Origin of the sequence: Nesterenkonia lutea (assembly GCF_014873955.1) — a bacterium.
Taxonomy (GTDB): Bacteria; Actinomycetota; Actinomycetes; order Actinomycetales; family Micrococcaceae; genus Nesterenkonia; species Nesterenkonia lutea.
This window is the reverse complement of the sequence record NZ_JADBED010000001.1, coordinates 1616351-1642082: the sequence shown is the minus strand read 5'-3', so window position 1 is coordinate 1642082 and position 25732 is coordinate 1616351. Positions and strand designations below refer to the sequence as shown.

26 protein-coding genes are annotated in these 25732 nt (G+C 69.1%); 20 read left to right on the top strand and 6 right to left on the bottom strand.

Features of this window, described 5'->3' with window-relative positions; all coding sequences use genetic code 11:
- Positions 1–147: 147 nt before the first annotated feature.
- The 3 genes from H4W27_RS07480 (at position 148) to H4W27_RS07470 (ending at position 2606) form a co-directional block, all read left to right on the top strand.
- Positions 148–579, top strand: coding sequence for an Lrp/AsnC family transcriptional regulator (locus H4W27_RS07480; protein ID WP_192595372.1), 432 nt, complete (start codon positions 148–150; stop codon positions 577–579).
- 185 nt (positions 580–764) lie between these two features.
- The gene (locus H4W27_RS07475; RefSeq protein WP_192595371.1) at positions 765–2066 is read left to right on the top strand and encodes a M16 family metallopeptidase; all 1302 of its coding nucleotides are present in this window, start codon (positions 765–767) and stop codon (positions 2064–2066) included.
- 3 nt (positions 2067–2069) lie between these two features.
- Positions 2070–2606, top strand: coding sequence for a hypothetical protein (locus H4W27_RS07470; RefSeq protein WP_192595370.1), 537 nt, complete (start codon positions 2070–2072; stop codon positions 2604–2606).
- Here the strand turns inward: H4W27_RS07470 and H4W27_RS07465 are convergent.
- The 3 genes from H4W27_RS07465 to moaA all read right to left on the bottom strand — a co-directional run bounded on the left by H4W27_RS07465 (position 2603) and on the right by moaA (position 4532).
- Entirely contained in the window at positions 2603–2944 is a 342-nt protein-coding gene (locus H4W27_RS07465) for a nuclear transport factor 2-like protein (RefSeq protein ID WP_192595369.1), read from the bottom strand. The genes H4W27_RS07470 and H4W27_RS07465 overlap by 4 nt on opposite strands.
- Positions 2945–3027: 83 nt before the next feature.
- Complete coding sequence (locus H4W27_RS07460; RefSeq protein WP_192595368.1) at positions 3028–3444, bottom strand: MoaD/ThiS family protein; 417 nt, start codon at positions 3442–3444, stop codon at positions 3028–3030.
- 5 nt (positions 3445–3449) lie between these two features.
- Complete coding sequence (moaA, locus tag H4W27_RS07455) at positions 3450–4532, bottom strand: GTP 3',8-cyclase MoaA (RefSeq protein ID WP_225939368.1); 1083 nt, start codon at positions 4530–4532, stop codon at positions 3450–3452.
- Between the two features lie 212 nt (positions 4533–4744).
- Here moaA and H4W27_RS07450 point away from each other — a divergent pair, with 212 nt between their 5' ends.
- The 4 genes from H4W27_RS07450 to H4W27_RS07435 all read left to right on the top strand — a co-directional run bounded on the left by H4W27_RS07450 (position 4745) and on the right by H4W27_RS07435 (position 7723).
- Positions 4745–6088 carry a molybdopterin molybdotransferase MoeA gene (locus H4W27_RS07450; RefSeq protein WP_192595367.1) on the top strand — a complete coding sequence of 448 codons (1344 nt, stop codon included), beginning with the start codon at positions 4745–4747 and terminating at the stop codon, positions 6086–6088.
- Positions 6085–6621: a cyclic pyranopterin monophosphate synthase MoaC gene (gene moaC / locus H4W27_RS07445; RefSeq protein ID WP_192595366.1), complete on the top strand. Its 537-nt coding sequence runs from the start codon at positions 6085–6087 to the stop codon at positions 6619–6621. Before H4W27_RS07450 ends, moaC begins: the two co-directional genes overlap by 4 nt.
- Positions 6618–7166, top strand: a complete 549-nt coding sequence (locus H4W27_RS07440; RefSeq protein ID WP_192595365.1) for a MogA/MoaB family molybdenum cofactor biosynthesis protein — start codon at positions 6618–6620, stop codon at positions 7164–7166. The genes moaC and H4W27_RS07440 overlap by 4 nt, the downstream gene beginning before the upstream one ends.
- Before the next feature lie 92 nt (positions 7167–7258).
- Positions 7259–7723: a molybdenum cofactor biosynthesis protein MoaE gene (locus H4W27_RS07435; protein ID WP_225939367.1), complete on the top strand. Its 465-nt coding sequence runs from the start codon at positions 7259–7261 to the stop codon at positions 7721–7723.
- A gap of 22 nt (positions 7724–7745) precedes the next feature.
- On the opposite strand, the gene H4W27_RS07430 is transcribed toward H4W27_RS07435, so the two are convergent.
- Positions 7746–8198, bottom strand: a complete 453-nt coding sequence (locus H4W27_RS07430) for a hypothetical protein (RefSeq protein ID WP_192595363.1) — start codon at positions 8196–8198, stop codon at positions 7746–7748.
- A gap of 6 nt (positions 8199–8204) precedes the next feature.
- A complete protein-coding gene (dapB, locus tag H4W27_RS07425) occupies positions 8205–8966 on the bottom strand; it encodes a 4-hydroxy-tetrahydrodipicolinate reductase (RefSeq protein ID WP_192595362.1) in 762 nt (253 codons plus the stop codon).
- A 179-nt stretch (positions 8967–9145) separates the two neighbouring features.
- Between dapB and H4W27_RS07420 the strand changes: the two genes are divergently transcribed.
- Genes H4W27_RS07420 through galK form a run of 4 tightly spaced genes read left to right on the top strand, consistent with a single transcriptional unit; the run spans position 9146 to position 13420 of the window.
- Entirely contained in the window at positions 9146–9988 is an 843-nt protein-coding gene (locus H4W27_RS07420; protein ID WP_192595361.1) for a DeoR/GlpR family DNA-binding transcription regulator, read from the top strand.
- Positions 9985–11220: a galactose-1-phosphate uridylyltransferase gene (gene galT, locus H4W27_RS07415; protein ID WP_192595360.1), complete on the top strand. Its 1236-nt coding sequence runs from the start codon at positions 9985–9987 to the stop codon at positions 11218–11220. The genes H4W27_RS07420 and galT overlap by 4 nt, the downstream gene beginning before the upstream one ends.
- Positions 11217–12242 carry a UDP-glucose 4-epimerase GalE gene (gene galE / locus H4W27_RS07410; protein WP_192595359.1) on the top strand — a complete coding sequence of 342 codons (1026 nt, stop codon included), beginning with the start codon at positions 11217–11219 and terminating at the stop codon, positions 12240–12242. The genes galT and galE overlap by 4 nt, the downstream gene beginning before the upstream one ends.
- A complete protein-coding gene (gene galK / locus H4W27_RS07405) occupies positions 12239–13420 on the top strand; it encodes a galactokinase (protein WP_192595358.1) in 1182 nt (393 codons plus the stop codon). The genes galE and galK overlap by 4 nt, the downstream gene beginning before the upstream one ends.
- Positions 13421–13599: 179 nt before the next feature.
- Here the strand turns inward: galK and H4W27_RS07400 are convergent, their stop codons facing one another.
- Positions 13600–14814 carry a heparan-alpha-glucosaminide N-acetyltransferase domain-containing protein gene (locus tag H4W27_RS07400; protein WP_192595357.1) on the bottom strand — a complete coding sequence of 405 codons (1215 nt, stop codon included), beginning with the start codon at positions 14812–14814 and terminating at the stop codon, positions 13600–13602.
- A gap of 178 nt (positions 14815–14992) precedes the next feature.
- On the opposite strand from H4W27_RS07400, the gene H4W27_RS07395 reads away from it, so the two are divergent.
- The 9 genes from H4W27_RS07395 (at position 14993) to H4W27_RS07355 (ending at position 25685) form a co-directional block, all read left to right on the top strand.
- Positions 14993–15817 (top strand): DUF4397 domain-containing protein, encoded by an 825-nt coding sequence (locus H4W27_RS07395; RefSeq protein WP_192595356.1) that lies wholly within the window; start codon positions 14993–14995, stop codon positions 15815–15817.
- 1 nt (position 15818) lies between these two features.
- The gene (locus tag H4W27_RS07390) at positions 15819–16535 is read left to right on the top strand and encodes a sortase domain-containing protein (RefSeq protein WP_192595355.1); all 717 of its coding nucleotides are present in this window, start codon (positions 15819–15821) and stop codon (positions 16533–16535) included.
- 19 nt (positions 16536–16554) lie between these two features.
- Positions 16555–17127 carry an RNA polymerase sigma factor gene (locus tag H4W27_RS07385; protein ID WP_318782216.1) on the top strand — a complete coding sequence of 191 codons (573 nt, stop codon included), beginning with the start codon at positions 16555–16557 and terminating at the stop codon, positions 17125–17127.
- Entirely contained in the window at positions 17120–18013 is an 894-nt protein-coding gene (locus tag H4W27_RS07380; RefSeq protein ID WP_192595354.1) for an anti-sigma factor, read from the top strand. The genes H4W27_RS07385 and H4W27_RS07380 overlap by 8 nt, the downstream gene beginning before the upstream one ends.
- A gap of 165 nt (positions 18014–18178) precedes the next feature.
- Complete coding sequence (gene dapA, locus H4W27_RS07375; RefSeq protein ID WP_192595353.1) at positions 18179–19141, top strand: 4-hydroxy-tetrahydrodipicolinate synthase; 963 nt, start codon at positions 18179–18181, stop codon at positions 19139–19141.
- 94 nt (positions 19142–19235) lie between these two features.
- Complete coding sequence (locus tag H4W27_RS07370; protein ID WP_192595352.1) at positions 19236–20918, top strand: ribonuclease J; 1683 nt, start codon at positions 19236–19238, stop codon at positions 20916–20918.
- 133 nt (positions 20919–21051) lie between these two features.
- Complete coding sequence (locus H4W27_RS07365) at positions 21052–24363, top strand: DNA translocase FtsK (RefSeq protein WP_192595351.1); 3312 nt, start codon at positions 21052–21054, stop codon at positions 24361–24363.
- Between the two features lie 7 nt (positions 24364–24370).
- Positions 24371–25051: a CDP-diacylglycerol--glycerol-3-phosphate 3-phosphatidyltransferase gene (gene pgsA, locus H4W27_RS07360; RefSeq protein ID WP_192595350.1), complete on the top strand. Its 681-nt coding sequence runs from the start codon at positions 24371–24373 to the stop codon at positions 25049–25051.
- Positions 25044–25685, top strand: coding sequence for a CinA family protein (locus tag H4W27_RS07355; RefSeq protein WP_192595349.1), 642 nt, complete (start codon positions 25044–25046; stop codon positions 25683–25685). Before pgsA ends, H4W27_RS07355 begins: the two co-directional genes overlap by 8 nt.
- The last annotated feature ends 47 nt before the right edge of the window (positions 25686–25732 follow it).

The window sequence follows — 25732 nt, the reverse complement described above, 5'->3', positions numbered from 1 at the left end:
TGCTGGTGGTGCGTGTGGTGGTGCGTGGATCGTGCCAGGTTGATGAGATTCAGCCTAGAGGTCTCGATGTGTACACGGAAGAGCAGTTTTGCTGAATTCTGGGCCAATCATGTACCACTTTGTCGGGTTCCAGTTAGCATGATGTACATGCCCCGCCTCACAGACCTCGACCGACGACTCATCTCCGCGCTGCGCAAGGACGGCCGGGCCCCGGTGGCGGCCCTGGCCGAGCAGCTCGGGGTCGCTCGGGCCACCGTGACCAGTCGGATCGAGAAGCTCAAGGCCGCCGGGGTCATCATCGGGTTCAGCGTGCGGGTCCATGACCACAACGAGACCGGGGAGGTCCGTGCCGTCTCGTTCATCGAAGTGGTGGGTCGCACCACTGACCATGTGATCGCCGAGCTGCGCGGCTTCCCCGAGATCATGGCGCTGCACACCACCAACGGCGGCTGGGACCTGGTCGCCGAGATCTCCTGCGAGAATCTCCGCGACTTCGATGAGGTCCTGCGCCGGGTCCGCGGCATCAAGGGTGTGGTCAACAGCGAGACGAGCCTGCTGCTGAGCTCCGTGGTCCGCTGAGTCTGCCTCGGACAGGAGGTTCAGGCTTCCGGGGCCCTGTGGCCGGGAGGTGGCTGCGTGGGCGAGGCTGCTGGGAGTTGACCGGGCGCCGTCGTCGTGATCTGTCCGTTCCTCCTGGGCGGTTGAGCAATCCGGCTCAGACGTAGGTGCCGGATTACTCAACCACCCAGGTAGCCTGGGGGCCTATGCGCGTCACCATTGATCCCCACACCGAAGGCGTCCTGAACAACGACGCCGGCTCCACCGTCCGCCGCTCCGTGCTGCCCTCCGGGGTCCGGATCCTCACCGAGGAGATGCCGGGCCAGCGCTCGGTCACCCTCGGGTTCTGGATCGGCGTGGGCTCCCGCGACGAGGCCGCTCACCAGCACGGCTCCACCCACTTCCTGGAGCACCTGCTCTTCAAGGGCACCAAGACCCGCTCCGCCCTGGAGATCGCGTCGGCCTTCGACAGTGTGGGCGGTGAGTCCAATGCGGCCACCGGCAAGGAGCACACCTGCTACTACGCCCGGGTGCTGGACACTGATCTGCCCATGGCCGTGGACGTGCTCACCGACATCGTCACCTCCGCGCTGCTGGACCCGGCCGAGATGGAGGTCGAGCGCGGAGTCATCCTCGAAGAGCTCGCCATGGCCGAGGACGACCCCGAGGACGTGGTCCACGAACGCTTCGGCGCCCAGGTCATGGACGGCCACCCGCTGGGCCGGCCCATCGGCGGCACACCCGAGGAGATCAACGCCGCCAGCCGCGAGGACGTCCACGACCACTACCGGCGCTGGTACCGCCCCGACGAGCTGGTCATCACCGCAGCGGGCGGACTCGACCACGATCACGTCGTCTCGCTGATCGCCGAGGCGCTGGACAAGTCCGCCTGGGACATGACCGTGGCGGGATCACCGGCTGAGCGCCGGGTCGGTCAGGAGACCGAGATCCCGGTGCGCGCCGGCACCGAGACCATCATCAAGCCTGTGGAGCAGTCCCAGGTCATCCTCGGCGGACGCGGCATGCCCGCCTCCGACGACGATCGGTTCGCCCTCTCGGTGATGCATGCGGTCCTGGGCGGGGGCATGTCCTCCCGGCTCTTCCAGGAGATCCGCGAGCGCCGCGGCCTGGCGTATTCCACCTACTCGTTCTCCTCGGCGATGACCGACGCCGGCTACTTCGGCCTCTACGCCGGCTGCCTGCCGAACAAGGTCGAGAAGGTCACCGAGGTCATGGCCGCGGAGCTGGAGCGCATCGCCACCGACCACGTCACCGAGGAGGAGCTGATCCGCGCCAAGGGCCAGCTGCGCGGCGGCACCGTGCTGGGCATGGAGGAGACCTCCTCGCGCATGTCCCGGCTGGGCCGCGCCGAGCTGGTGCGCGGAGAGTTCGTGGACATCTCCGACACCCTCGAGACGATCGACGCCATCACCGCCGAGGACCTGCGCAGGGTGGCCTCCCGGCTGGCCAGCTCCCCGCGCGCCGTCACCGTTGTCGGTCCCAGCTAGGCGATGATGCGCGGGCCAGGGGGACCGCTGCTGGTCCTCGCCGGAGTCACGGCGATGATGCTCTCCTCCTGCGCCGAGGACCCCGGCGGTGGTCTCGACGGCGACCCGGGCGGCGGCACTGACGCAGGGGCCGACGGCGATCAGTCCACCGGTGCTCCCGCCGCAGTGCATCCCGACGCGGACGGCGACGACCCGAGCGGCGGTGGCAGCGTCTCACCAGACCTGATGCCCGCTCCGCTGCAGGAGACCCCGGAGATGGTCGCCGAGCACCTCTCGGCCTGGCAGAACTACACTGTGGTCTCGGACACCGAGCTGCAGCTGTCCTTCTACACCGGAAACCCGGCCTGCTACGGGGTCCGCTCGGTGGTCGAAGAGGATGAAGAAGTCATCCGTGTGGCCACGATCTCTGGCACGCTGCTCGACGCCGTCGACTCGGCCTGCACCCAGGAGGCACGCCATGTCTCCCTGATCGTGGAGCTCGACGAGCCGGTGGCGGACCGCGAGGTTGTTCCGCTGGCCGAGGTCGAGCTCAACCGCTAGTGCTCCACCCCGCCGAAGTACACCCGGATCTCGGTGATGCGCCCGTCGACGACGGTGATGATCTCCACATTGCTGAACGGCGGACTATCCGGCCGCTGCGCGGTGTAGCGCAGGAGCACTTCACCAGGGCCGAGCTCCACCGCGGTGGTGATTTCCTGACGCAGGAACCCCGTCGCCGTGGGGAAGCAGGACTGCAGGAAACCGGCCTTGTCGAGGTGGTCATCCTGCGGAGAGGTGAAGGTCATGTCATCGTCGAGCAGGATCCGGGCCGCCCGGACATCTCCGACGCGATAGGCGGCGAACTGCGCGAGAGCGGTATCCAGCGGGCTGCGTGTCATGCCCCGGAATCTACTCCGGTGCGGTCGACGTGTCAGGAGCTGGGGGCGCGCTGACCAGGACTGCTCTGGACGGGGAAGCCTGCTCAGCCGCCGGCGAAGGGCGGCAGCACATCGAGCTGGTCGCCCGGCTGCAGCCGAGCACTCTGTGCCCGCGTCCGAACCCCGTTGATCAGGAACGAGCTGCGCGCACACACTCGTTCCAGGCTGAGCGCGCCCGACCGGGTCGAGTCCGAGGCCGACGCGGCGTCGTCGTCGGGGGAGTGCGCTGACTGCTGATCGCCGACCAGCCGCGGCAGCTCGGCGAGAAGATCGACGACGGCGACCCCTCCGGTGGGCAGCGGCGCGGGCAGCCGGACCTGCAGCTGGTCCGCACCGGCGGCCTCGGCGGCGGCGGCGAAGAAGCGGACGGTGACCTGAGGTGCGTCGTCCTCGGACTGCACGTCGCCGGGCTGCAAGTCCTCGGGGCCCGGCGCGGTGCTGGCGGTGTTCGGCAGTGTCATGGTGCTCAGCCTCCGATTGCTGACATGGACCGGTCGGGACGGTGGAAGCTCGCCAGGTCGAAGCCTGGACGGTCGGTGCCGTGCGCGGCGGGCTTGACCCACATGGCCTCGGCCCAGGCCTGGGCGATGTCGGCGTCGGTGGCCTCGCCGTCGCGCAGCAGATGCATCAGATCGAACTCCTCATTGGAGAACAGGCAGCTCATCACCCGACCCTCTGCGGTCAGGCGCGTGCGGCGGCAGTCTGCGCAGAAGGGTTCGGTGACCGAGGCGATGATCCCGACCCGGCCCAGCGGCTGGGCAGGCAGCCCGGCGTCGGCGGGGTCCGGAACGCTGAGCGGGAACACGTCGAAGCGTTCAGCCGGTGCGCCGTCGCGGTTCTCCGCGGTGGGGGCGAGCCGGAACCGCTCAGAGAGCAGCTCCCGGGTCTCCGCGGCGGAGATGGTGCCCTCGCGCTTCCACTGCTGGTCCCCATCCAGGGGCATCTGCTCGATGAAGCGCAGCTCGAAGCCGCGCTGCAGCGACCACTCCAGCAGATCGGCGGCCTGAGCGTCATTGACCCCGCGCATCAGCACCGCATTGATCTTCAGCGGCGTCAGGCCCGCTGCGGCCGCGGCCTCCACACCGACGAGCACCTTGTCCAGGGAATCGCGGCGGGTCAGCTGGGCGAAGGTCTCCCGGTGCACCGAGTCCAGTGAGATGTTCACCCGGGTCAGTCCCGCCTCAGCCAGCGCGGCGGCCTTCTTCTCCAGCCCGATGGCGTTGGTGGTCATCGCGATCGGCAGATCCGGGTGATCCGCGCGCAGACCGGCGATGATGTCGACCAGATCAACGCGGACCAGCGGTTCGCCACCGGTCAGGCGCAGCTCGCGCACGCCCAGGGTGTCCACGCCGATGTGCACCAGGCGACGGATCTCCGCAGCGGAGAGCAGCTGCTCCTTGCTCAGCCAGGGCAGTCCCTCGGCGGGCATGCAGTAGGTGCAGCGCAGATTGCACTTGTCGATCAATGAGATGCGCAGGTCGGTGGCGCGGCGGCCGAAGGAGTCCATCAGTCCGCGGGAGGGATCCGCGCCGGTGGTGTCGGGGCCCATCGCGGTGCGGGTCCTTGTGCCTGATCCGGACCCGTCTGCGCCCGCGCCTGATTCCCCAGGGCCGGCGCTCCGCAGCGCAGGCATGCCCAGCTGCACCGGAGCCGGAGCCCGCGGAGCAGGGGTGAGGTCACGTCGAGCCTGCTGCATGCGGCCATCGTATCCCCGCAGCCTGTAACAAGGAGATGTCAGGGCCTCCGCGTAGACTGGGCCCCATGTCAGAGACCACTGAGCGCGTGCCCGTTGAAGAGCACATCAGCCGCCTGAAAGACGTCCTGGGTGCCGCGCTGGGCGCCCGAGCCACCGAGACCGTGGAGATCTCCGCCGGCGGCGTGGCCGGCCGAATCGTCGCCGAACGGCTGGTCTCCGAGGTCCCACTGCCTGGATTCGACAACTCTCAGATGGACGGCTTCGCCCTGCGCGCGGCAGACCTCACCATGCGTGAGGGTGAGGCCACGCTGCCCGTGGCGGGCACCACCGCTGCGGGCAATGAGCCGGCGCTGCTGCCCCTCGGGGCCGCCTTCGAGGTGATGACCGGGGCGCCCATCCCCGCCGGGGCCGACGTCGTCATCCCCGTGGAGTTCACGGAAGGGTTCGGCGCCGAGGAGGTCCGCTTCACCGGCCTGAGCGAGGCAGACATCACTCCCGGACGCTACATCCGCGCCATCGGCTCCGACATCGCGGCCGGGGAGCTGCTGGCCGAGCCGGGCGACGTGATCAGCCCCGCCCAGCTGGCAGTCCTCGCCGCCTGCGGGTACGCCGAGATCGAAGTCCTCGAACCCATCCGCACCCTGGTGCTCTCCACCGGAGACGAGATCCGCCGGCCCGGCTCGGAGCTGCGCCCCGGACAGCTCTACGACGCGGACACCCCGCTGCTCGGCGCCGTGCTGGAGACCTTCGGCCACCAGGTGGTCACCTCCCGGATCGGCACTGATGATCCCGCCTGGTTCCTCGACGCGCTCGATGCTCTGGTCGCCGTGCACCACCCGCATCTGATCATCACCGCCGGCGGCATCAGCCAGGGTGCCTATGAGGTGGTCCGTCAGGGCCTCGGCGGCCGCGGGGTCCAGTTCGGCACCGTGGCCCAGCAGCCCGGCGGCCCGCAGGGCTGGGGCCTGCTCGAGGGAGACCTTGAAGGCCGCGGTCTGCTGCACTGGCGCTCGCAGCATGAGGACGCCCGCGCGCTGATCGCCGTGATCTCACTGCCCGGCAACCCGGTCTCCTCTGCGGTGAGCATGGAGACCCTGGTCCGGCCCGCACTGGCCGCAGTGGACCCCAACTGTGCCCCGCCGCGCCGGATCATGGTGCGCACGGTGGAGGACATCAGCTCCCCTCCGGGCGTCCGTCAGTTCCGCCGCGTGCGCGTCCTCGATGACGCGGCCGCCGAGGCCGGGGGCATGCCCACTGTGGCACTCGAGGGCGGGCCCGGCTCACACCTGCTGGGTCACCTGGCCCGCGCGGATGCGCTGCTGGAGCTGGCCGAGGACGACGTCGAGGTGCCGGCCGGTGCCCAGCTGCAGGCCGTGCTGATCACCGGTCGCGGAGCAGGCACACGATGAACGAGCACTTTGATGAGGCAGGCGAGAATGAGGCAGGCGCGCCGCGGCTGACCCATGTCCGCGGAGACGGCAGCGCCCATATGGTCGACGTCTCCGGCAAGGAGATCACCGCCCGGGTGGCCCGGGCTCAGGCGGTGGTGAAGACCACGGTCGAGGTGACCTCGCTGCTCGCCGGTGATGGACTGCCCAAGGGCGACGCACTCGCCACCGCCCGGATCGCCGGGATCATGGCTGCGAAGAAGACCCCTGAGCTGGTGCCGCTGTGCCATCCGCTGCCCGTCGCGAAGGTCACCGTGGACCTGGAGGTCGATGTCCCCGCGCGCGGATCGGTGCTCATCACCACCGAGGTGAAGACCACCTCGCGGACCGGCGTGGAGATCGAAGCATTGACCGCGGCGGCCGTGGCGGCGTTGACTCTGTACGACATGATCAAAGCCGTGGACAAGGGCGCCGTGATCACTGACCAGATGGTCCTGTCCAAGACCGGCGGCAAGAGCGGCGAATGGGCCAGGACTGAGACGGAGACTCGATGACTGACACCCCGGAACTGGGAAAGACCGATTACTCCGACGCCGAGACCTCCCGAATGATCGCCCCGGTGATCGTCTCCACACGTGCGGCCACCGGGGTCACCGAGGATCGTTCCGCGCCCGTGATCGCCGAATACGCGCAGAGCATCGGCTTCTTCGCCAGGCCCCCGGTCATCATCCCCGATGGAGAAGGCGTGCTCGCCGCCATCTCAGAGCTGCTGGTGCAGATCGAGCCTGCCGTGATCATCACCTCCGGCGGGACCGGGCTGACCCCGGATGATCTGACTCCGGAGTTCACCAAGCCGCTGCTGGACAAGGAGATCCCCGGCATCATGGAGGCGGTGCGCGCCCACGGCCGGACCAAGAACCCGCTGGCCTCGCTGAGCCGCGGAGTCGCCGGGGTCACCGGCAAGACCGTGATCGTGAATCTGCCAGGCTCGCCCAAGGCTGTGCGCGAGGGCATGGAGGTGCTGGTGGGACTCCTGCCGCACCTCTGTGACCAGGTCGCCGACATCCGCGACCACGAGTCCTGGGGCAGCGACGAATGAGCCAGAACGACCCGCCGCCGCAGAACCGGGCTGAGCAGAACGCACAGGACCAGCCTGAGCCGCACGAGCAGAGCCAGGCTGATCGGCACGAGCTGAACCAGGCGGGTCTCGCCGCCGATGAGCCCTTCGAGTTTCCCCAGGAACGAGTGGTCCTCGCCGAGCTCAGCGACCAGCCGCTCAGCCTGGCCCAGGCAGAGGTGGAGGTCTGGGCGGACCGGGCAGGCGCCGTCGTCGGCTTCTCCGGGATCGTGCGCAATCATGATCACGGGCGCGCGGTCGAGCGGCTGAGCTACACCGCCCACCCGACGGCGGCCGAGGCCATTGCCCAGGTCGCAGTGGATGTCGCGGCGCGGTTCCCCACCGTGCGCGTCTGGGTGGCGCACCGGGTGGGTCACCTGGAGATCGGGGACCATGCCCTGGTCGCGGCGGTGGCCTCCGCCCACCGCGCCGAGGCGTTCCAGGCCTGCGCCGAGCTGGTGGAGCAGACCAAGGATCAGGTGCCCATCTGGAAAGAGCAGTTCTTCGCCGACGGCACCCGGGAGTGGGTCGGCAGCTAGCGTCGGCCCAGGGCCGGGCGGCTCAGCGGGTCGCCCGCTCGGTCTTCTCCATGGCGATGGCCTTGCGCATGGTCTTTCGCGCCCTGACCCGGTCTCCCGCGGTGTCATAGGCGATGGAGAGCCGGAACCAGGAGCGCCAGTCCTCCGGCGCCGCCTCCGCCTCGGCGGCATAGATCTTGAACTGTTCGTCAGCCTGTTCGCGGTTTGCCCGGCCCCCGGGGGAGCGTTCCACCGTGTCCTCGGGCAGGCCGCCCTCCTCCTCGAGGCGGCGGCCGAGCCTCTCCGTGCCGATGCCGAAGAGCAGCTCGCGGGCCAGCACCCAGACTCCCAGCGCCACGATCAGCATGGCGCCGGCACCGATCAGCTGGGCGGCGATGTCATCCACACGCAGGAAACGCCAGGCCGACGTCGCCGCGCCGATCAGCATGATCGCCAGCAGGACGATGACCAGCCCGGTCCAGAACTTGTTCTTCATCGACGCTCAGAGCCCCAGATCCAGGTAGCCGTCCAGACCGTGAGTCAGGCCGGGCCTGGTCCCCACGGTGCGCAGACCCAGCAGCACGCCGGGCATGAACGAGGCCCGATCGAAGGAGTCATGGCGGATGGTCAGCTGTTCCCCGGGGGAGCCCAGCAGCACCTCCTGGTGGGCGACGAGCCCGCGCAGCCGGACAGAATGCACGTGGATGCCTGCCACCTCCGCGCCGCGAGCCCCGTCCAGTGCGGTCTCGGTGGCATCGGGAGAGGCGGCGACGTCGGCGGCCTCCCGAGCCTGGCCCATCAGCTGAGCGGTGCGCACGGCGGTGCCGGAGGGGGCGTCGACCTTCTGCGGATGGTGCAGCTCGATGATCTCTGCGGATTCGAAGTACTGTGCGGCCTTGGCGGCGAAGGCGGTGGCCAGCACCGATCCCAGGGCGAAGTTCGGGGCGATGAGCACGCCGGACTCCGGGTGCTCGGCGAGCAGCTGCTCGAGTCGCTGCAGCCGCTCGGCGTCCCAGCCGGTGGTCCCGACCACCGCGTGTATCCCGTGCTCCACCGCGAAGCGCACATTGGCTTCGGTGGACTCCGGCACGGTGAGGTCGACGATATGCGTGGCGCCGGCGGAGAGGATCGCGCTGCGCTCGTCGGCGCGTCCGTGAGCGGCGACCAGCTCCATGTCAGGGGCGTTCTCCACGGCCTTGACGGCCTCGCCGCCCATGCGCCCGCCCGCGCCGAGGACGGCGACTCGAATCTCTGCGTTGCTCATCAGCCCAGCCTAACGCCCACCCCACCCCGCGTTTTACCGGGCGTCGCGTGGATTACCGGGCTCACCGTCAGGCCGGTAATCCGCGCAAGGCCAGGTAAAACGCGGGGGAGGGCTGTTGGGAAGTGTTGAATTGTGTTTGAATATGATCGGAACGTACACACGCTGTCGAAGGGGTCTCCATGCTTGCAGCTCAGCGCCGTGCGGGCATCGTGGCCGCGCTGGACTCCGCCGGGGCGGTCAGCGTCACCGAGCTCGCCGCGCGCTTCGAGGTCTCCGACATGACCATCCGCCGGGACCTCGACAGCCTCGCGGAACAGGGCGTCATCGCCAAAGTCCATGGCGGCGCCGTCGCCGCGCGCCCCGGTGATTCCGCCGCCGTCCGGCGCACCGAGGAGCCCGGGTTCCAGGCCAAATCAGCGCAGCAGCAGCCCGAGAAGCAGGGCATCGCCGCCGCTGCCGCCGCGCACGTGAAACCGGGCATGTCCATCGGGCTCTCGGCGGGCACCACCACCTGGACGCTGGCGCACGAGCTGCTCGCCGTCGCCGACCTCACCGTGGTCACCAATTCGCCGCGGATCGCAGACATCTTCCACCACTGCGCAGAGACCGATCTGCCTGGCCGAGCCGGCGCCGCGGCGGGACCGACCGTGATCCTCACCGGCGGAGTCCGCACCCCCTCCGACGCGCTGGTGGGCCCGATCGCCAACCAGGCGCTGCGCTCGCTGCACCTGGACCTCGTCTTTCTCGGCGCCCACGGATTCTCGCTGACCGCGGGCTGCACCACCCCGAACCTCGAGGAGGCGGAGACCAACCGCACCCTGCTGCAGACCGCGGCCCGCGCCGTCGTCCTGGCCGATCACACCAAATGGAACACCACCGCGCTGGGCACCTTCGCCCAGCTCCCGCAGATCGACATGCTGATCACCGACACCGGACTGTCCCGCTCTGCCGCCGAGCAGCTGCGCGAGAAGCTCGACACGCTGATCCTCGCCGACCCCACCGAGACCAGGAGACCTAGATGACCGCTGACTCCCACCAGGCCCCGCCGGCCGAGAACCGCCGCGCGCACAAGACCGGCGCGCAGCTGGCCGACGGCCGCGAGATCATCTTCTTCGACGACGAGCCCCGGAGCCGGACCGTCCAGGACCGGCGCGAGATCACCCGCCCCGAAGGCGGCAACGAGATGCGGTACGACCCGCTGTTGCGCGAATGGGTGGCCATCGCCGCGGCCCGCCAGCACCGCACCCACCTGCCCTCCACCGACCAGTGCCCGCTGTGCCCCTCCACTGCGGACCGCGACACCGAGGTCCCCCAGGCCAGCTACGACGTCGTCGTCTTCGAGAACCGCTTCCCCTCCTTCCGCGGCGATGTCCCGGTCCCGGCCGACTTCCTGAGCACGACGACGGCGGCCGCCGAGTCCGCCGGACTGCTCCAGCCCGGCTCCGGCCGGTGCGAGGTGGTCTGCTTCACCGATGAGCACACCTCCCAGCTCGCCCAGGTCAGCGCCGCACGGATGCGCACCGTGGTGGACGCCTGGGCCGACCGGAGTGCAGCGATGCTCGCCGAGCCCGGAGTGGAACAGGTCTACTGCTTCGAGAATCGCGGCGAGGAGATCGGTGTGACCCTGCACCACCCGCATGGGCAGATCTACGGCTACCCGTTCATCACACCGCGCACCCGGACCCTGCTGGAGTCCGCCGCCGACTACCGCGAACGCCGGGACGGTGATCTCTTCGCCGACATCCTGGCCAGCGAGATCTCCGACGGCCGGCGGATCGTGGCGCGGACCGAACACTGGACAGCATTCATCCCCGCCTGGGCGCGCTGGCCCGTGGAGCTGCACATCTACCCGAACCGAGCGGTGGAGCGGCTGCCCGAGCTGACCAGCGCCGAGCGCGATGACTTCGCCGCGCTGTACCTGGACCTGCTCGGCCGCGGGGATCAGCTCTTCGACGGCCCGCTGCCCTATATCTCCGGCTGGCAGCAGGCGCCCGCCTCGGCCGAGCCCGGGCTCATGCGGCTGCACCTGCAGCTGTTCTCGATCCGACGCGCGGAGAATAAGCTGAAGTTCCTGGCCGGCTCCGAATCCGGCATGGGCGTGTTCATCAATGACATCGCACCCGAGGAGATGGCCCGCCGGCTCGTGGAGCTCGGGCCGGTCTCCGGAGAAGACACAGGCACAGAGTCACAGGACTCGGGGTCTCAGACCGCAGGATCGCCGAACGCAGGATCACAGACAGGGGAGACACGATGAAGCTGCTGGTCACCGGAGGTGCCGGGTACATCGGATCAGTGGTGGTGCAGCAGCTGCTCACCGAGGGTCACACGGTGGAGGTGCTGGACAATCTGAGCACCGGCCACGCCGATTCCATCCTCGACGGCGCCGTCTGGCACGAGGCAGATCTGCTCCAGGCAGGGCGAATCCTGGACTCCAGCTTCGACGGGGTGGTGCATCTCGCCGCGCGTTCCCTGGTGGGGGAGTCAGTGGCCCATCCGGAGCGGTACTGGCACGGCAACATCGTCGCCACCCTCGCCCTGCTCGACGCCATGCGGGAGGCCGGGGTCCGCCGTCTGGTGTTCTCCTCCACCGCAGCGGTCTACGGGGAACCTGCGGGCGCGAGCATTGCCGAGTCGGATCAGACCATGCCGACGAACCCCTACGGCGCGTCCAAGCTGGCCATCGATCACATGCTCACCGCCGAGGCCCATGCCCACGGCCTGGCCGCGATCAGCCTGCGCTACTTCAATGTCGCCGGCGCCTCCGGGGCGCTGCGCGAACGCCACGACCCCGAGACCCACCTGATCCCGAACCTGCTGAAGGTCGCCGCAGGTCAGAAGGAGAGCGCGAGCATCTTCGGCACCGATTACCCCACCGAAGACGGCACCGCGGTCCGCGACTATATCCACGTGCTCGATCTCGCCGAGGCCCATCTGCGCGCGCTCAAGGCCGCCGAGCCCGGCACCCACGAGATCTACAACCTCGGCACCGGCACCGGCACGTCCGTGCGCCAGGTGATCGACGCCGTTCGTGACGTGACCGGTCGCGAGGTTGCCGCCGTGGAAGAGCCCCGCCGCGCAGGGGACCCGGCCGTGCTCGTGGCCTCCGGCCAGCGCGCGCTGCAGCACCTGGGCTGGGAGCCCACCCGCGACGTCCACCAGATGGTGACTGACGCCTGGCAGGCCCTGAACCCCTCCACCGCCTCGGATCCCACGACGCCTTCAACGACGCCTTTAACGACGCCGCCCGCGACGCCATCAGCAGGAGGTCCCCGATGAGCACCGAGCAACTGGCCCTCGCTGAGGAGTTTCAGCAGGCCTATGCGCGCCCCTGCGCCGGGATCTGGGCCGCCCCCGGTCGGGTGAACCTGATCGGTGAGCACACGGATTACAACGGTGGGTTCGTGCTGCCCTTCGCCCTCCCGCAGACCAGCCGGGTGGCCGCTGCCCTCCGCACCGATCGAATGGTGCATGTGCGGTCTCTGCTCAACGGCGAGACCGCCGAGTTCAGTCTGGACGGGCTGGTCCCCGGCGCCGTCGAGGGCTGGGCCGCCTATGCCGCCGGGATGCTCTGGTCGCTGGAGCAGGCCGGGCACCTGTTGCCGGGCCTGGACCTGCTGATCGACTCCGAGGTGCCCATCGGAGCGGGACTGTCCTCCTCGGCCGCCCTGGAATGCTCGGTGGGCCTCGCGGCCGCGGAACTGGCCGGGGTCGAACTGCCTGCCGTGGCCCTCGCCCAGCTCGCCCAGCACGCCGAGAACGACTTCGTCGGCATGCCCTGCGGGATCATGGACCAGATGGCCTCGGTGGCGGCCCGCGCCGAGCACGCGCTGCTGCTGGACACCCGCAGCATGAGAATCGAGCACGTCCCCTTCAGGCTGGAACAGGACGGGCTCGCGCTGCTGGTCATCGACTCCCAGGCCGAGCACCGGCTGGTGGACGGGGAGTACGCCGCTCGGCGCGCGCAGTGTGAGGCGGGGGCTCGCGAGCTCGGTCTGGAGAGTCTGCGTGAACTCAACGACGACGGCGTCGCACCCGAGGAGCTGACCGCTCGGCTCCCCGACCCGGTCACCCTGCGCCGCGTGCGCCACGTGCTCACCGAGAACACCCGGGTGCTCGCCGCGAAGGAGGCGCTGAGCACCGGTTCCTACGCGCAGCTCGGCGAGACCCTCAGCGCATCCCACGCCTCACAGCGCGACGACTTCGAGATCACCGTCGAAGAGACCGACACGCTGGTCGAGACATTGATGTCCCCGCACCAGAGCCACGGCGCCCAGCCCGCACTCGGCGCACGGCAGGTCGGGGGCGGCTTCGGCGGCTGCGTGATCGCGCTGATCCACACGGAGTCCTTCGACGGGCTGCTCGGAGCCGTGCAGGAGAACGCCCGGCAGCATGGCTTCACCGAACCCACCGGCTTCCTCGCCCAGCCCTCCGCCGGCGCCCGCCGCCTCAGCTGAGCATCCCGGCTCCCTTCCCCGGCGTCGCCTTCGGTCAGCGTTTTACCGGGGCCTGCGCGGAATACCCGCCGCACCGTCGGCCCGGTAGAACGCGCGAGGCCTGATAAAACGCGGGGGTGGCGGCGAGGCAGCGAGGCGGCAGGAGGCGGCGGGGCAGCAGGAGGACGGGAGAGCAGGCTTCAGCGACCCGCGACGGCGTTGCCCGCCGCGTGCGTGAGCGTCTCCAGCGGACCGCGACGCCGCAGCAGGAATCGCAGCAGTCCTGCCGCCAGCGCGCCCAGGATCAGGATCAGCAGCATCTGCGCCTCGGAGTACTGCGCCAGGAAGGTCATGAAGTCGGGCAGCTGAGCCCCGCGCCAATAGTGCAGCACGATCAGGTGCCCCACATAGAGGGTCAGCGGCATCGCACCGGCTCCGATCAGCGGAGCCAGCAGCCAGCGCAGCTTCTCCGCGACAAGCAGGCACAGCCCGAGGACCAGCATGGCGGAGCCCAGCGTGTGGACCAGGTCCATGGTGGAGCCCTGATGCGGGGTGGCCAGCAGGAACCAGGCATCTTCGGTGACCAGCGGGACCTGGTGGGTCCCGACCAGCAGCTCGGCGCGCAGCTCTGCGCTGGACCAGCCATAGCGGCCCGCCAGCTCGGTGATGAACTCTGACTGGAAGAGCATCCACAGGTGGATCCCGTAGCTGAGCACGGCCAGGCCCAGACCGGTGCCGGCCAGCTTCAGCGCGGTGCCCGTGCGCTGCAGCGGCAGGCGGCCGATCGCCATCCCGGCGAAGAGGTACGCCGGCCAGATCAGCAGCGGGTAGTACCCGGTCAGCGCGAGATCCATGCCCAGCACGGCGGGATCCGCGAGGTCTGCCACGCCGGGGGAGTGCCAGAGCCGCCAGGTCTCCGGGAATTCGGTCAGCGTGGTGCGCAGATCATTGTGCAGCCACCAGTAGGCCACCGGAGCCGCCGCCACCCAGGCACCTGCCAGCACGAACAGCGGCACTGCTCCCATGCGCAGGAACGGAAGCGCCAGAAGGAACAGCAGCCCGTAGTGGACCAGAATGATCGCGACCCCGGAGTCCAGCGAGGCCACGAGCAGTCCGATGAGCACCACGATCACCGCGCGCATGGCGATCGCCTTGCGGTCCCCGGCGAGCTGGGTCTTGGAGTGCGCCCTGCCGACGCCGCCGGTCAGCAGCGCCAGCCCGACCCCGGCCAGCAGCGCGAACAGGGCCGAGGGGCGCCCGGTGAAGAGCAGCCCCGCCCAGGTGGCCTCGTGGCCGGGCTCGGAGATGGTGGGCAGCACGTGGACCGTCATCATGCCCAGCAGGGCCAGGCCGCGCGCGGCATCGACCCCCGAGAGACGACGGGTGCGTGCGGAGGCGGTGCCAGCTTTGATCACAGACCGTACGCTACTGCCTGCGCAGGCCGGGGTGGGTACTGGGCCCGCGCCCGGGGGAAACACGTGCAGAAAATAGTTCTGTGGTCCTGCAACCTTTCTGCGTCCCCGGCGGTAGTCCTGATGTGAGCACAAAGAGTGATCACGATCACTGCTTGAGGAATCAGGAAAGGACAACGCCATGCGTAAGTCACTGCCCCTAGCAACCACCGCCGTGGTCGGTCTGGCCATCGCCGGATCCGCCGCCCCGGCCTTCGCCGACGAGCACGAGGGAGCCTCCGCGCACCTGTCCGTGCTGCACGCCGTGCCGGATCTGCCCGTGGACGTCTACGTCAACGGCGAACTGACCCTTGATGATTTCGCACCCGGGGACCTGGCCGGACCCCTGGAGCTCCCCGGCGGCGACTACGAGGTCGCGATCACCGCAGCCGACGCCGAGGATGATTCTGATCCGGTCCTGGGCCCGGTGGACCTGACGCTCGAAGAAGGCATGAACTACACCGCCGCCGCGCATCTGGACGCCGAGGGCGCACCCACCGTGACGGCCTTCGAGAATGACGCCTCGGAGCTGGCCGCTGGCGAAGGGCGCCTGACCGTCCGCCACGTCGCGGCCGCCCCCGAGGTGGACATCTGGGCGAATGGCGAGGTCGCCGTCGAGGCTCTCGCCAACCCCGATGAGGCCGCCCTGGAGCTGCCCGCCGGGACGCTGGAGGCAGCCGTCTCGCTGACCGGCGAATCCGATCCGGTCATCGGCCCGGCGGACGTCGAGGTCGCCGAAGGCACCTCCACGATCGTCTATGCCTGGGGTTCGGCTGAGGACGGCAACCTCGCCCTGGCCACTCAGACCGTCGAGGGCATGCACTCGTCACCGGACGGCGTCCCCACCGGCAACTACGAGGTCCCTGCGGCCCAGTCGTCCACCGCCTGGGTCGCCGGTCTCGGCGTCCTGGCACTGGCCGGGGTCGGCGCCGTGGCCTTCGGAACCCGCGCGAAGAGCCGCGCCTGAGATGAACACCAGCCGCCGCCGCTCACACCGGGGTCATCCACGCAGCATGGCCCTGGCGTTCCTCGCCATCCTTGCCGTGTCCGGATGCGCCCCCGGCGCGAGCACCCCGGGCGATCTCCGGGAGGCGACGGCGTCCGCACCTGATGAATCCGCGGGGCCTTCGGCGTTCAGGGCGCCGGAGGCCCCCGGTCAGGCGGACTCGGCCTCGGCTGCTGTGAATCCCGCCGAGGTCCCGATCAAGACCGCTGAGTTGGGCGAGGTCGAGGCGACGCCTGTGCCCGTGGGGCTCAGCTATCCGGGGATCGACGCCGAACTGCCGGTCCAACCGCGCGGAGTCGACAGTGATGGCCAGATGGACATCCCTGACGACGCCGCCCAGGCCGCCTGGTACGAGTACGGCAAGTCGCCCGCGGATCAGGTGGGCACGACTGTCATCACCGCACATGCGGGCTCGGCGGAGACCCCGGTGGGCCCGCTGTACGCGCTGAAGGACTCGCGTCCCGGCGAGGAGGTCACCGTGCTGGACGAGGCGGGCGAGGAGCACCGTTACGAGGTCACCGAAGTCGAGCAGCTCGGCAAGGACGGGCTGGACTTCGCGCCCTACTTCGAGCGGACCGGTCCGCATCGGTTGGTGCTGATCACGTGTGGGGGCCAATGGATGCCGGAGCAGAACAGCTATGCTGACAACGTCATCGTGGTCGCCGAACCAGCGCAGTGAGCGGAGGGCGACGGCGACCGTGCCGACTCTGAAACTGATCCGTGACCGAGGAGACGCCCTGGACCAGCAGCACCTGGCGATGCGCTTCGCGGCCGGAGACCCCGGAGCCATGCGGGACCTCTATCGGCAGCACGCGACGTTCGTGTTCTCCCTGTGCATGGCCGCCCTGCGACACCGCCAGGACGCGGAGGACGCGACCCAGCAGGTGTTCACCCGCGCATGGCGCTCACATGACACCTACGACGTCACACAGCCCACCGGAGCCTGGCTGACCGGGATCACCCGGCGCGTCATCGCAGACGTGTTCGCCCGCCGTGCGCGGGACCAGCAGGCTGCCGAGGCCGGGGCGGACGCCCAGTCTCGCCATGAGGCGCCGCAGCCCACGGATGCGCTGGTCGACCGTGTGGTGGTCCAGCAGACTCTGGACGCGCTCGGCCCGCCGCAGGATGAGATACTGCGGCTGGCCTATACCGAGGACCTGCCGCTGAAGACCATCGCCGAGCGACTTGAGATGCCGCTCGGCACCGTGAAATCCCATGTCCACCGGGGCCTGGCCCGCATGCGAGAGAGTCTGGAGGTGCATAGTGACTGAGCAGCTTCCGCCGATCGAGCGCTCCGGCGCCGATGAGCACCTTTCCGAGGAGTCTCTGGCTGTCCTGGCCGACGCCCGCCTGGCTGCTGGTGGCCCGGCCGCCGTCGGACAGCCCGCTTTCACGGATGCTTCCGATCCGTCCAGCCCCGCGGCCCACCAGGCCGGACTAAGCCGGTCCGAGATGAGCCGGGCGCATGAGCACCTGGCGCTCTGCGCTTCATGTCGTGCCGCGCTGGCCGCCACCGAGCGGGCCGTGGAGGCGCTGCGCGATCCTGTCGACCTCCTCGAGCCCCCCGCCGGACTCTGGGACCGCATCGCCGCCGAGATGGCCGTGCCCGAGCAGGAGAATGACCGTCCGATGGCCTCGGTCCACCAGCTTCGTCCTCGCCGAGAGCAGACCCGACACCGCCGGTGGGTTCCGCTCGCGGCGGCCGCCGCTGGTGTGCTCATCGGCGGTGCGGCTGTGGCCGGAATCCTCGGCCGGAGCGGCACTGACGACGGTCCAGGCGAGGACGATCTGCCTCCCGTGGCGGCACCGACGGTCCTCGGAGATGCCACGCTGGAACCAGTGGAGGTCGAGGACTTCTCCGGCCGCGCCGAGATGGTGGAGACCGAGGAAGGCATCCTGGAGCTCACCGTCGAGGTCTCCGCCGCACCCGACCCGGAGGCAGGCTACTTCGAGGTGTGGCTCCGCGATGAGGACGGGACCCGCCTGCAGTCCCTGGGTGTGGTCACCGGCACGGACTCCACGACCTTCCAGGTGCCCGCCGGACTCGACCTGAGCGAGTACCCGGTGGTCGACGTCTCCCACGAGCACTTCGACGGCGACCCGGGCCACAGCGGCACCACGCTCGCCGCCGGAGCCATGGAGACCCCGGACAGCTAGCCCCTCCCACCGCACCCCAGCGTTTTACCGCCCCTTGCGCGGTCTACCGGCTCGACGGTTCGCCCGGTAGAACACGTTCACCCCGGTAAAACGCTGGGGGAGGGGAAGCCAGGGGAGCGGAGCGCGGGATGGGGGAGCGGCGGGCGGCACGGTAGGCTGAGCCCCATGGCAAGCGACAACGAGCCCACACACGAATTCGATCCTCACCTCACGGCGGGGCAGGTCCAGCACCCGGATCAGACCGACCCGCACTTCGGGCATCTGATCACGGCGATGGTCACTCCCTTCACCGCAGATGACAAGATCGACTTCGATGCGTTCGAGGCGCTCGCGGCCAGACTCGTCGACGAGGGCAATGACTCCCTGGTGGTCTCCGGCACCACGGGTGAGACCTCCACGCTGGAGGACCACGAGAAGGAATCCCTGGTGCGCGCGGCCAAGTCCGCCGTCGGGGACCGTGCGAAGATCATCGCCGGCACCGCCACCAACCACACCGACCACGACCTGCTCATGGCCAAGCGCGCCGAGAGGGCCGGGGCCGACGGGCAGCTCGTGGTCACCCCGTATTACAACAAGCCCAGCCAGGACGGGGTGTTCGCGCACTTCACCGCCGTGGCCGACGCCGCCGACCTGCCGCTGATGATCTATGACATCCCCGGCCGCACCGGCATCCCGATCGCCACCGAGACGATCCTGAAGCTCGCCGAGCACCCGCACATCATGTCGCTCAAGGACGCGAAGAATGACATCACCGCCACCACGGAGGTGCTCACCAAGACCGACCTCGAGGTCTACTCCGGTGACGACCAGAACGTGCTCGCCTGGATGGCCATGGGCGCCGCCGGCGTCGTCTCGGTGACCGCCCATGTGGCCTCCCCGACCTTCCGCCGCATGATCGACGCCGTGCTGACCTATGAGCTGCGCGAGGCACGCATCGCCCACAGCGAGCTCGGCCCCGTCATCCGCGCCATGATGACGCGCGTCCAGGGCGCCGTCTCCTGCAAGCAGGCGCTCAACTGGCTCGGCACCGGGATGAACCCCGCAGTCCGCCTGCCGCTCGTGCAGGCCAACGAACTTGAGAAACAACTGATCATCGCCGACCTGCGAGAGGCAGGCTGGCAGCTCTGAGGGCTCGTCCGCAGAACGGACGGCTCCAGGGCAGACCACGCACGCACTAGATAATGGACGCTCCCACAGGGGCATCCAGAGGAGGAACATCACCTTGGCAGCACAGCGCCTCATCACTCCACCGAAACTACGCCGCGGAACTCTGCGCACCGTCGCCCTGGGCGGCCTGGGGGACATCGGGCGCAACATGACGGTCTTCGAGATCGGCGGCAAGCTGCTGATCGTCGACTGCGGCGTCCTGTTCCCCGAAGAGGAGCAGCCCGGCGTGGACCTGATCCTTCCCGACTTCAGCTACATCGAGAACCGACTTGACGACGTCGTCGGACTGGTCCTCACCCACGGTCACGAAGACCACATCGGCGCAGTCCCGTACCTGTTGCGCAAGAAGCCCGACATCCCCCTGATCGGATCCACGCTGACCCTGGCCTTCATCGAGGCCAAGCTCACCGAGCACCGGATCAAGCCCTACACCCTCGAGGTCAAAGAGGGCGATGTGGAGGACTTCGGTCCCTTCCAGTGCGAGTTCGTCGCGGTCAACCACTCCATCCCTGATGCGCTGGCGGTCTTCATCCGCACCGAGGCCGGCACAGTGCTGCACACCGGCGACTTCAAGATGGACCAGCTGCCCCTGGACGGACGGATCACCGACCTGCGCCACTTCGCCAAGCTCGGCGAAGAAGGCGTGGACCTGTTCCTCACCGACTCCACCAATGCCGATGTCCCCGGATTCACCACCCCGGAGAAGGAGATCGGCCCGACCCTGGAGCAGCTCTTCGGCAACTCGAGCCGACGCATCATCGTCGCCTCCTTCTCCTCCCACGTGCACCGCGTGCAGCAGGTGCTCAACGCCGCCCAGGCGCACAACCGCAAGGTGGCCTTCGTCGGCCGCTCGATGGTGCGCAACATGGGCATCGCCTCCAAGCTCGGCTTCCTTGACGTCCCCGAGGGCATCCTGGTGGACATGAAGAAGGTGGACAACTACCCGGACTCCGAGGTGGTGCTGATGTCCACCGGTTCCCAGGGCGAGCCCATGGCCGCACTGTCCCGCATGGCCAACGGCGACCACCCGATCCAGGTGGGTCAGGACGACACCGTCATCCTGGCCTCCTCGCTGATCCCTGGCAATGAGAACGCCGTGTTCCGCGTGATCAACGGGCTGCTCAAGCTCGGCACCGACGTCATCCACAAGGGCACCGCCAAGGTCCACGTCTCCGGACACGCCTCCGCCGGCGAGCTGCTCTACTGCTACAACATCGTGCGTCCCAAGAACGTCATGCCGGTCCACGGAGAGACCCGCCACCTGATCGCCAACGGCAAGCTCGCCGAGGAGACCGGAGTCCCCAGCGACCGCGTGCTGCTCGCCGATGACGGCACCGTGGTGGACCTGCACAAGGGCGTGGCCGAGATCGTCGGGCAGGTCGAGTGCGGCTACGTCTACGTGGACGGCTCCTCCATCGGCGAGATCACCGACAACGACCTCAAGGATCGCCGCGTGCTCGGCGAAGAGGGGTTCATCTCCGTGGTCGTGGTGGTCAACCGGCAGACCGGGAAGATCATCTCCGGCCCCGACATCCACGCCCGCGGCGTGGCCGAGGAGGACCAGGTCTTCAAGGACATCAAGCCCAAGATCTCCCGCGCCCTGACCGAGGCCATTCAGGACAACAAGGAACACACCACGCATCAGCTCCAGCAGATCGTGCGCCGGACCATGGGCTCCTGGGTCAGCCGCAAGCTGCGCCGCAAGCCGATGATCGTCCCGGTGGTCGTCGAGACCTGATCGAGCCCAGGTTCTCCGGGCCCAGGTTCTCCGGGCGCTGGCGCACCGGCAACACCTTTGGGCCCCACAGCCAGTGGGGCCCAAAGGTGTGCCGATCGATGACCTGAGTCGGCATCAGGGGTAAGTTGTCCCCATGGCGACACGTACTTCCCCCTCGCGAGCCGCCAGCACAAAAGGAAGCAAGACTTCCAAGAGTGCCTCCGGCCGCGCGACGACGTCGAAGAACACCTCCGATGAACCAGCAGATTCCCCGCGCGGGAACCTGCTGGCCTCCGCCGCGCGCGGCCTCTGGCTGGCTCTGGCCACCCCGGTGGCCTCCGCCGTGCGAGGCATCGGACGGCAGGTGAAGATCCACCCCGCCGACCGCCGCGACGGCGCGGGACTGGTGTTCTTCCTGCTGGCCCTGCTCACCGCCGTGGTGGACTGGTGGGGCGCCCGCGCCATCGACCACTGGGCGACGGGCGTGGTGCACACCTCCACCGCCGGCACCTTCGGGTGGGCCTCGGTGATCCTGCCGCTGATCCTGCTGATCGCCGCCGTGCGCTATTTCCGCGCGCCCCAGGACCATTCGGGCAATGCCCGGATCGCCGCAGGCAGCGCGATCATCCTGGTCGCCGCGGCAGGGATCGTGCACCTGGCGAACGGCCTGCCCACGATCAACGAAGCCTTCACCGTGGGCACCGACGGCACCTTCACCGCCCTGCTGACCTCGGGCGGCGTCGTCGGCTACCTCGTCAGCGTCCCGCTGGCCTCACTGGTGACCCCCTATCCGGTCTGGGCGCTGCTGATCATCGCGCTGCTCGCCGGAATCCTGATCCTCACCGACACCCCGCTTCGCCGGCTGCCCGACCGCGCCGCCGTGGCCATGAGCTACGTGGTGGGGGAGCGCCGCGAGCCCGAACAGGACCCGAACCTTCCCACCGGCGGGGCCTCCCAGCAGCGTGACGCGGACCAGAGCGGCACCCCAGCGTCCGCATCCGGGTCCAAGCCGGCCAGGTCCGGCTCGAAGTCCGCCACAGCCGAGGACGACGCTGCGGACCGCCCGCGCCGCTCCGCGCGCCATGCCGAGGATCCCGCTGCCGCAGAGGCCGGCGGGAAGAAGTCCCTGCTCGCCAAGATCATGGGGACGAAGGCCGGGGACTCGGAGTCCGCCGACGCCGAGTCCTTCGGCAACGAGGATTCTGCAGACTCCGACGCCCAGCGCGCCGCGGCCGGGGCCTACGAGGACCCGGTCTTCGAAGAGTCCGCCGAAGGGTCCTTCAGCTCCCCGGCCGTGCCGGCAGGAGTCCGCCGTCCCACCGCTCAGGAGCTGGCCATCCAGCGGGCGCGCGAGAAAGCGGCCCCTGCCGCAGAGGCGCAGCCCGCCGCCGGCGTGCCCTCCTCGGCCGCGCTGCGCAACAACCCGGAGGCCGAGGCTCCTGCCCCTGCCGCTGCGATGCCCGTGCGCTCGGAACAGCTCACCCTCGGCGGAGACGTCACCTACACGCTGCCCGAACAGGGACTGCTGCCCTCGGGTCCTCCGGCCAAGGAGCACACTGCTGCCAACGATGAGGTCGTGCACGCGCTGAACCAGACCTTCCAGCAGTTCAAGGTCGAGGCCCAGGTCACCGGGTTCTCCCGCGGACCCACGGTCACCCGCTACGAGGTGGAGCTCGTTCCGGGCACCAAGGTGGAGAAGGTCACCGGACTGGAGAAGAACATCTCCCTGGCCGTGGCCTCCAACGAGGTCCGGATCCTCTCGCCCATCCCGGGCAAGTCCGCCATCGGCATCGAGATCCCGAACAAGGACAAGGAAGTCGTCGCCCTGGGCGATGTGCTCCGCTCCAACGCCGCGCGCAAGACGGATCACCCCATGATCATGGGCGTGGGCAAAGATGTCGAGGGCGGCTTCGTGGTCGCCAACCTCGCGAAGATGCCGCACCTGCTGGTGGCCGGCGCCACCGGCGCAGGCAAGTCGGCCTTCGTGAACTCCATGGTCACCTCCATCCTGATGCGCGCCACCCCGGACGAGGTCCGCCTGGTCATGGTGGACCCCAAGCGTGTGGAGCTCACCGCCTACGAAGGTGTCCCGCACCTGGTCACCCCGATCATCACCGACGCCAAGAAGGCCGCCGAGGCGCTGCAGTGGGTGGTCAAGGAGATGGACAACCGCTACGACGACCTCGCCCACTTCGGGTACAAGCACATCGATGACTTCAACAAGGCGATCCGCGCGGGCAAGATCCAGCTGCCCCCGGACTCCCAGCGCGACCTGCGGCCCTACCCCTATCTGCTGGTGATCGTCGACGAGCTCGCCGACCTGATGATGGTCGCCCCGCGCGACGTCGAGGACTCGATCGTGCGCATCACCCAGCTCGCCCGCGCGGCCGGCATCCACCTGGTGCTGGCCACCCAGCGCCCCTCGGTCAACGTGGTCACCGGTCTGATCAAGGCCAACATCCCCTCCCGCATGGCCTTCGCGACCTCCTCCTCCACGGATTCCCGCGTGGTGCTGGACTCCGTGGGTGCGGAGAAGCTGCTCGGGCAGGGAGACGCGCTCTTCCTTCCCGCAGGACGTCCCAACGCCATGCGCGTCCAGGGCGCCTGGGTCAATGACTCAGAGGTCCACGCAGTGGTCGAGCACGTGAAGTCCCAGCTCAAGGCCCAGTACCGCGAGGACGTGGTGCCGGAGAAGGTCTCCAAGAAGATCGATGAGGACATCGGGGACGATCTCGACGTGCTGCTGCAGGCCACCGAACTGGTGGTCACCACGCAGTTCGGCTCCACCTCCATGCTCCAGCGCAAGCTGCGCGTGGGCTTCGCCAAGGCCGGCCGGCTGATGGACCTGATGGAATCCCGCGGCGTGGTCAGCGCCTCAGAGGGCTCGAAGGCCCGCGACGTGCTGGTCTCCCCGGAGGAGCTCCCCGGCCTGCTGGCCACCATGCGCGGCGAGGAGCCGCGGGGGGCAGCGCCCAGCGAAGCCGCCCCCGAGGCCTACGACAACACGGGCATCGAGTATGAGCCGGGCCAGTCGGTGCAGACCGCTCCCACCGGAGTCCTTGGGGCCGAGCAGGCACCGGCCCCGACTGCAGCTTCCACCGGCACCGTCCGCTCGGCCTCCACCGGGGGCTCCGCGCCCTCCGCTGAGTCCGGGTACTCTGCGGTCTCCGGATCATCGGCCGTCTCTGCCGCCTCGGCGGCGGAGCCTCTCCAGTCCGGTTACGTCCAGTCAGATCCCGCCCAGTCCGATTCCATCCAGTCCGACCCGACACGGGCCGTGCCCACACAGACCGCGCCCACCCAGGCGGTCGGTGAGCGCCGGGTGAGCCGGCAGTCGCTCTCCAGCGCAGATCTGATCGCCCGGGACCTGGCCGAGCGCACGGCGGCGCTGCCCCAGGCGAACGACTATCATGACGGTCATGACTCCACATCCGGTGAGGATGTTTGGGAATTGACCGGACGCTGAGAGGCTCATGACTGACACACCCCGCGAGACATCGGCGCAGAACGGACAAGCACCGCTGCTGAACATCGCGAACATCCTGACCATGGTCCGGATCGCTCTGGTTCCCGTCTTCATCTGGTTCCTGGTGCTGGACTCCGACGGCGCGCTCTTCGGCGGCAGTCCCGAGGCGGACAACGGCGGCTGGCGGTGGGCGGCTGCGGCGGTCTTCGCCGTGGCAGTGCTCACCGACAAGATCGACGGCGACCTGGCGCGCGCGCGCAATCTCGTCACCGACTTCGGCAAGATCGCGGACCCCATCGCCGACAAGCTGCTCATCGGCGCGGGCCTGATCATGCTCTCGCTGCTCTCTGAGCTGCCCTGGTGGGTCACCGTCGTCATTCTGATCCGCGAGGTGGGCGTCACGGTGCTGCGCATGGCGGTGATCCGCTACGGCGTCATGCCGGCCTCCCGCGGGGGCAAGCTCAAGACCGTGCTGCAGTCCGCAGGTCTGCTGCTCATGCTGCTGCCGCTGGTGGTCATCGCCGACTGGCTGGCCGACGTCGCGCTGGGAATCATGATCCTGGCCCTGGTGGTCACGGTGATCACCGGCGTGGACTACGTCCTCTCCGCGTTCAAGATGCGGCGCAGGGTGCGGGCGGCGGACGCGGACGCCAGTCGACCGGGTGATGCAGGGGACGGCAATGCCTGAAGGCCTGAAGACCGAGGGCGACGCCGGCGAAGTGGCCCGAGAGGCCGAGCACAGGACCGAGCCGAGATCCCTCATCCAACGCCTGGGCCATCGCGGAGCCACACTGGCCACTGCAGAATCCCTGACCGCCGGAGGTCTCTGCTCCCGCATCGCCGAAGTGCCCGGCACCTCTGTGGCTCTGCTGGGCGGCGTCGTCGCCTATTCCAGCGCCGTGAAGCGTAATGTTCTCGGCGTCGACGCAGAGCTGCTCGAGCAGCGGGGCGCTGTGGATCCCGACGTGGCCGCGGCCATGGCACGCGGAGCCGCAGCATGCACCGGTGCCGACATCGGGGTCTCCACCACCGGTGTGGCCGGCCCCGCACCGCACGAGGGCAAGGACGTGGGGACCGTCTATCTCGGCCTGGCCTGCAGGAAGTCCACGGTTCGGCGGCTGGGCGTCCGTCTGCCCGAGGGCTGCGAAGAGCCCCGCGCCGGGCTCAGCGCCGCCGAGGCCCAGGAGTGGCTCTCCGCGTCACTGCTGTTGGACCTCGACGGCGACCGTGAGGAGATCCGCGATGCCTCCGTCGAGGGGGCGCTGAAGCTGGTCGAAGACTTTCTGCTCACTGTCCCTCCAGGCATCGGGGATCAGGACTAGAGTAGAAGTGAAGGACCTGCAACTGCCCCGGGAAGAAAACGCCTGCG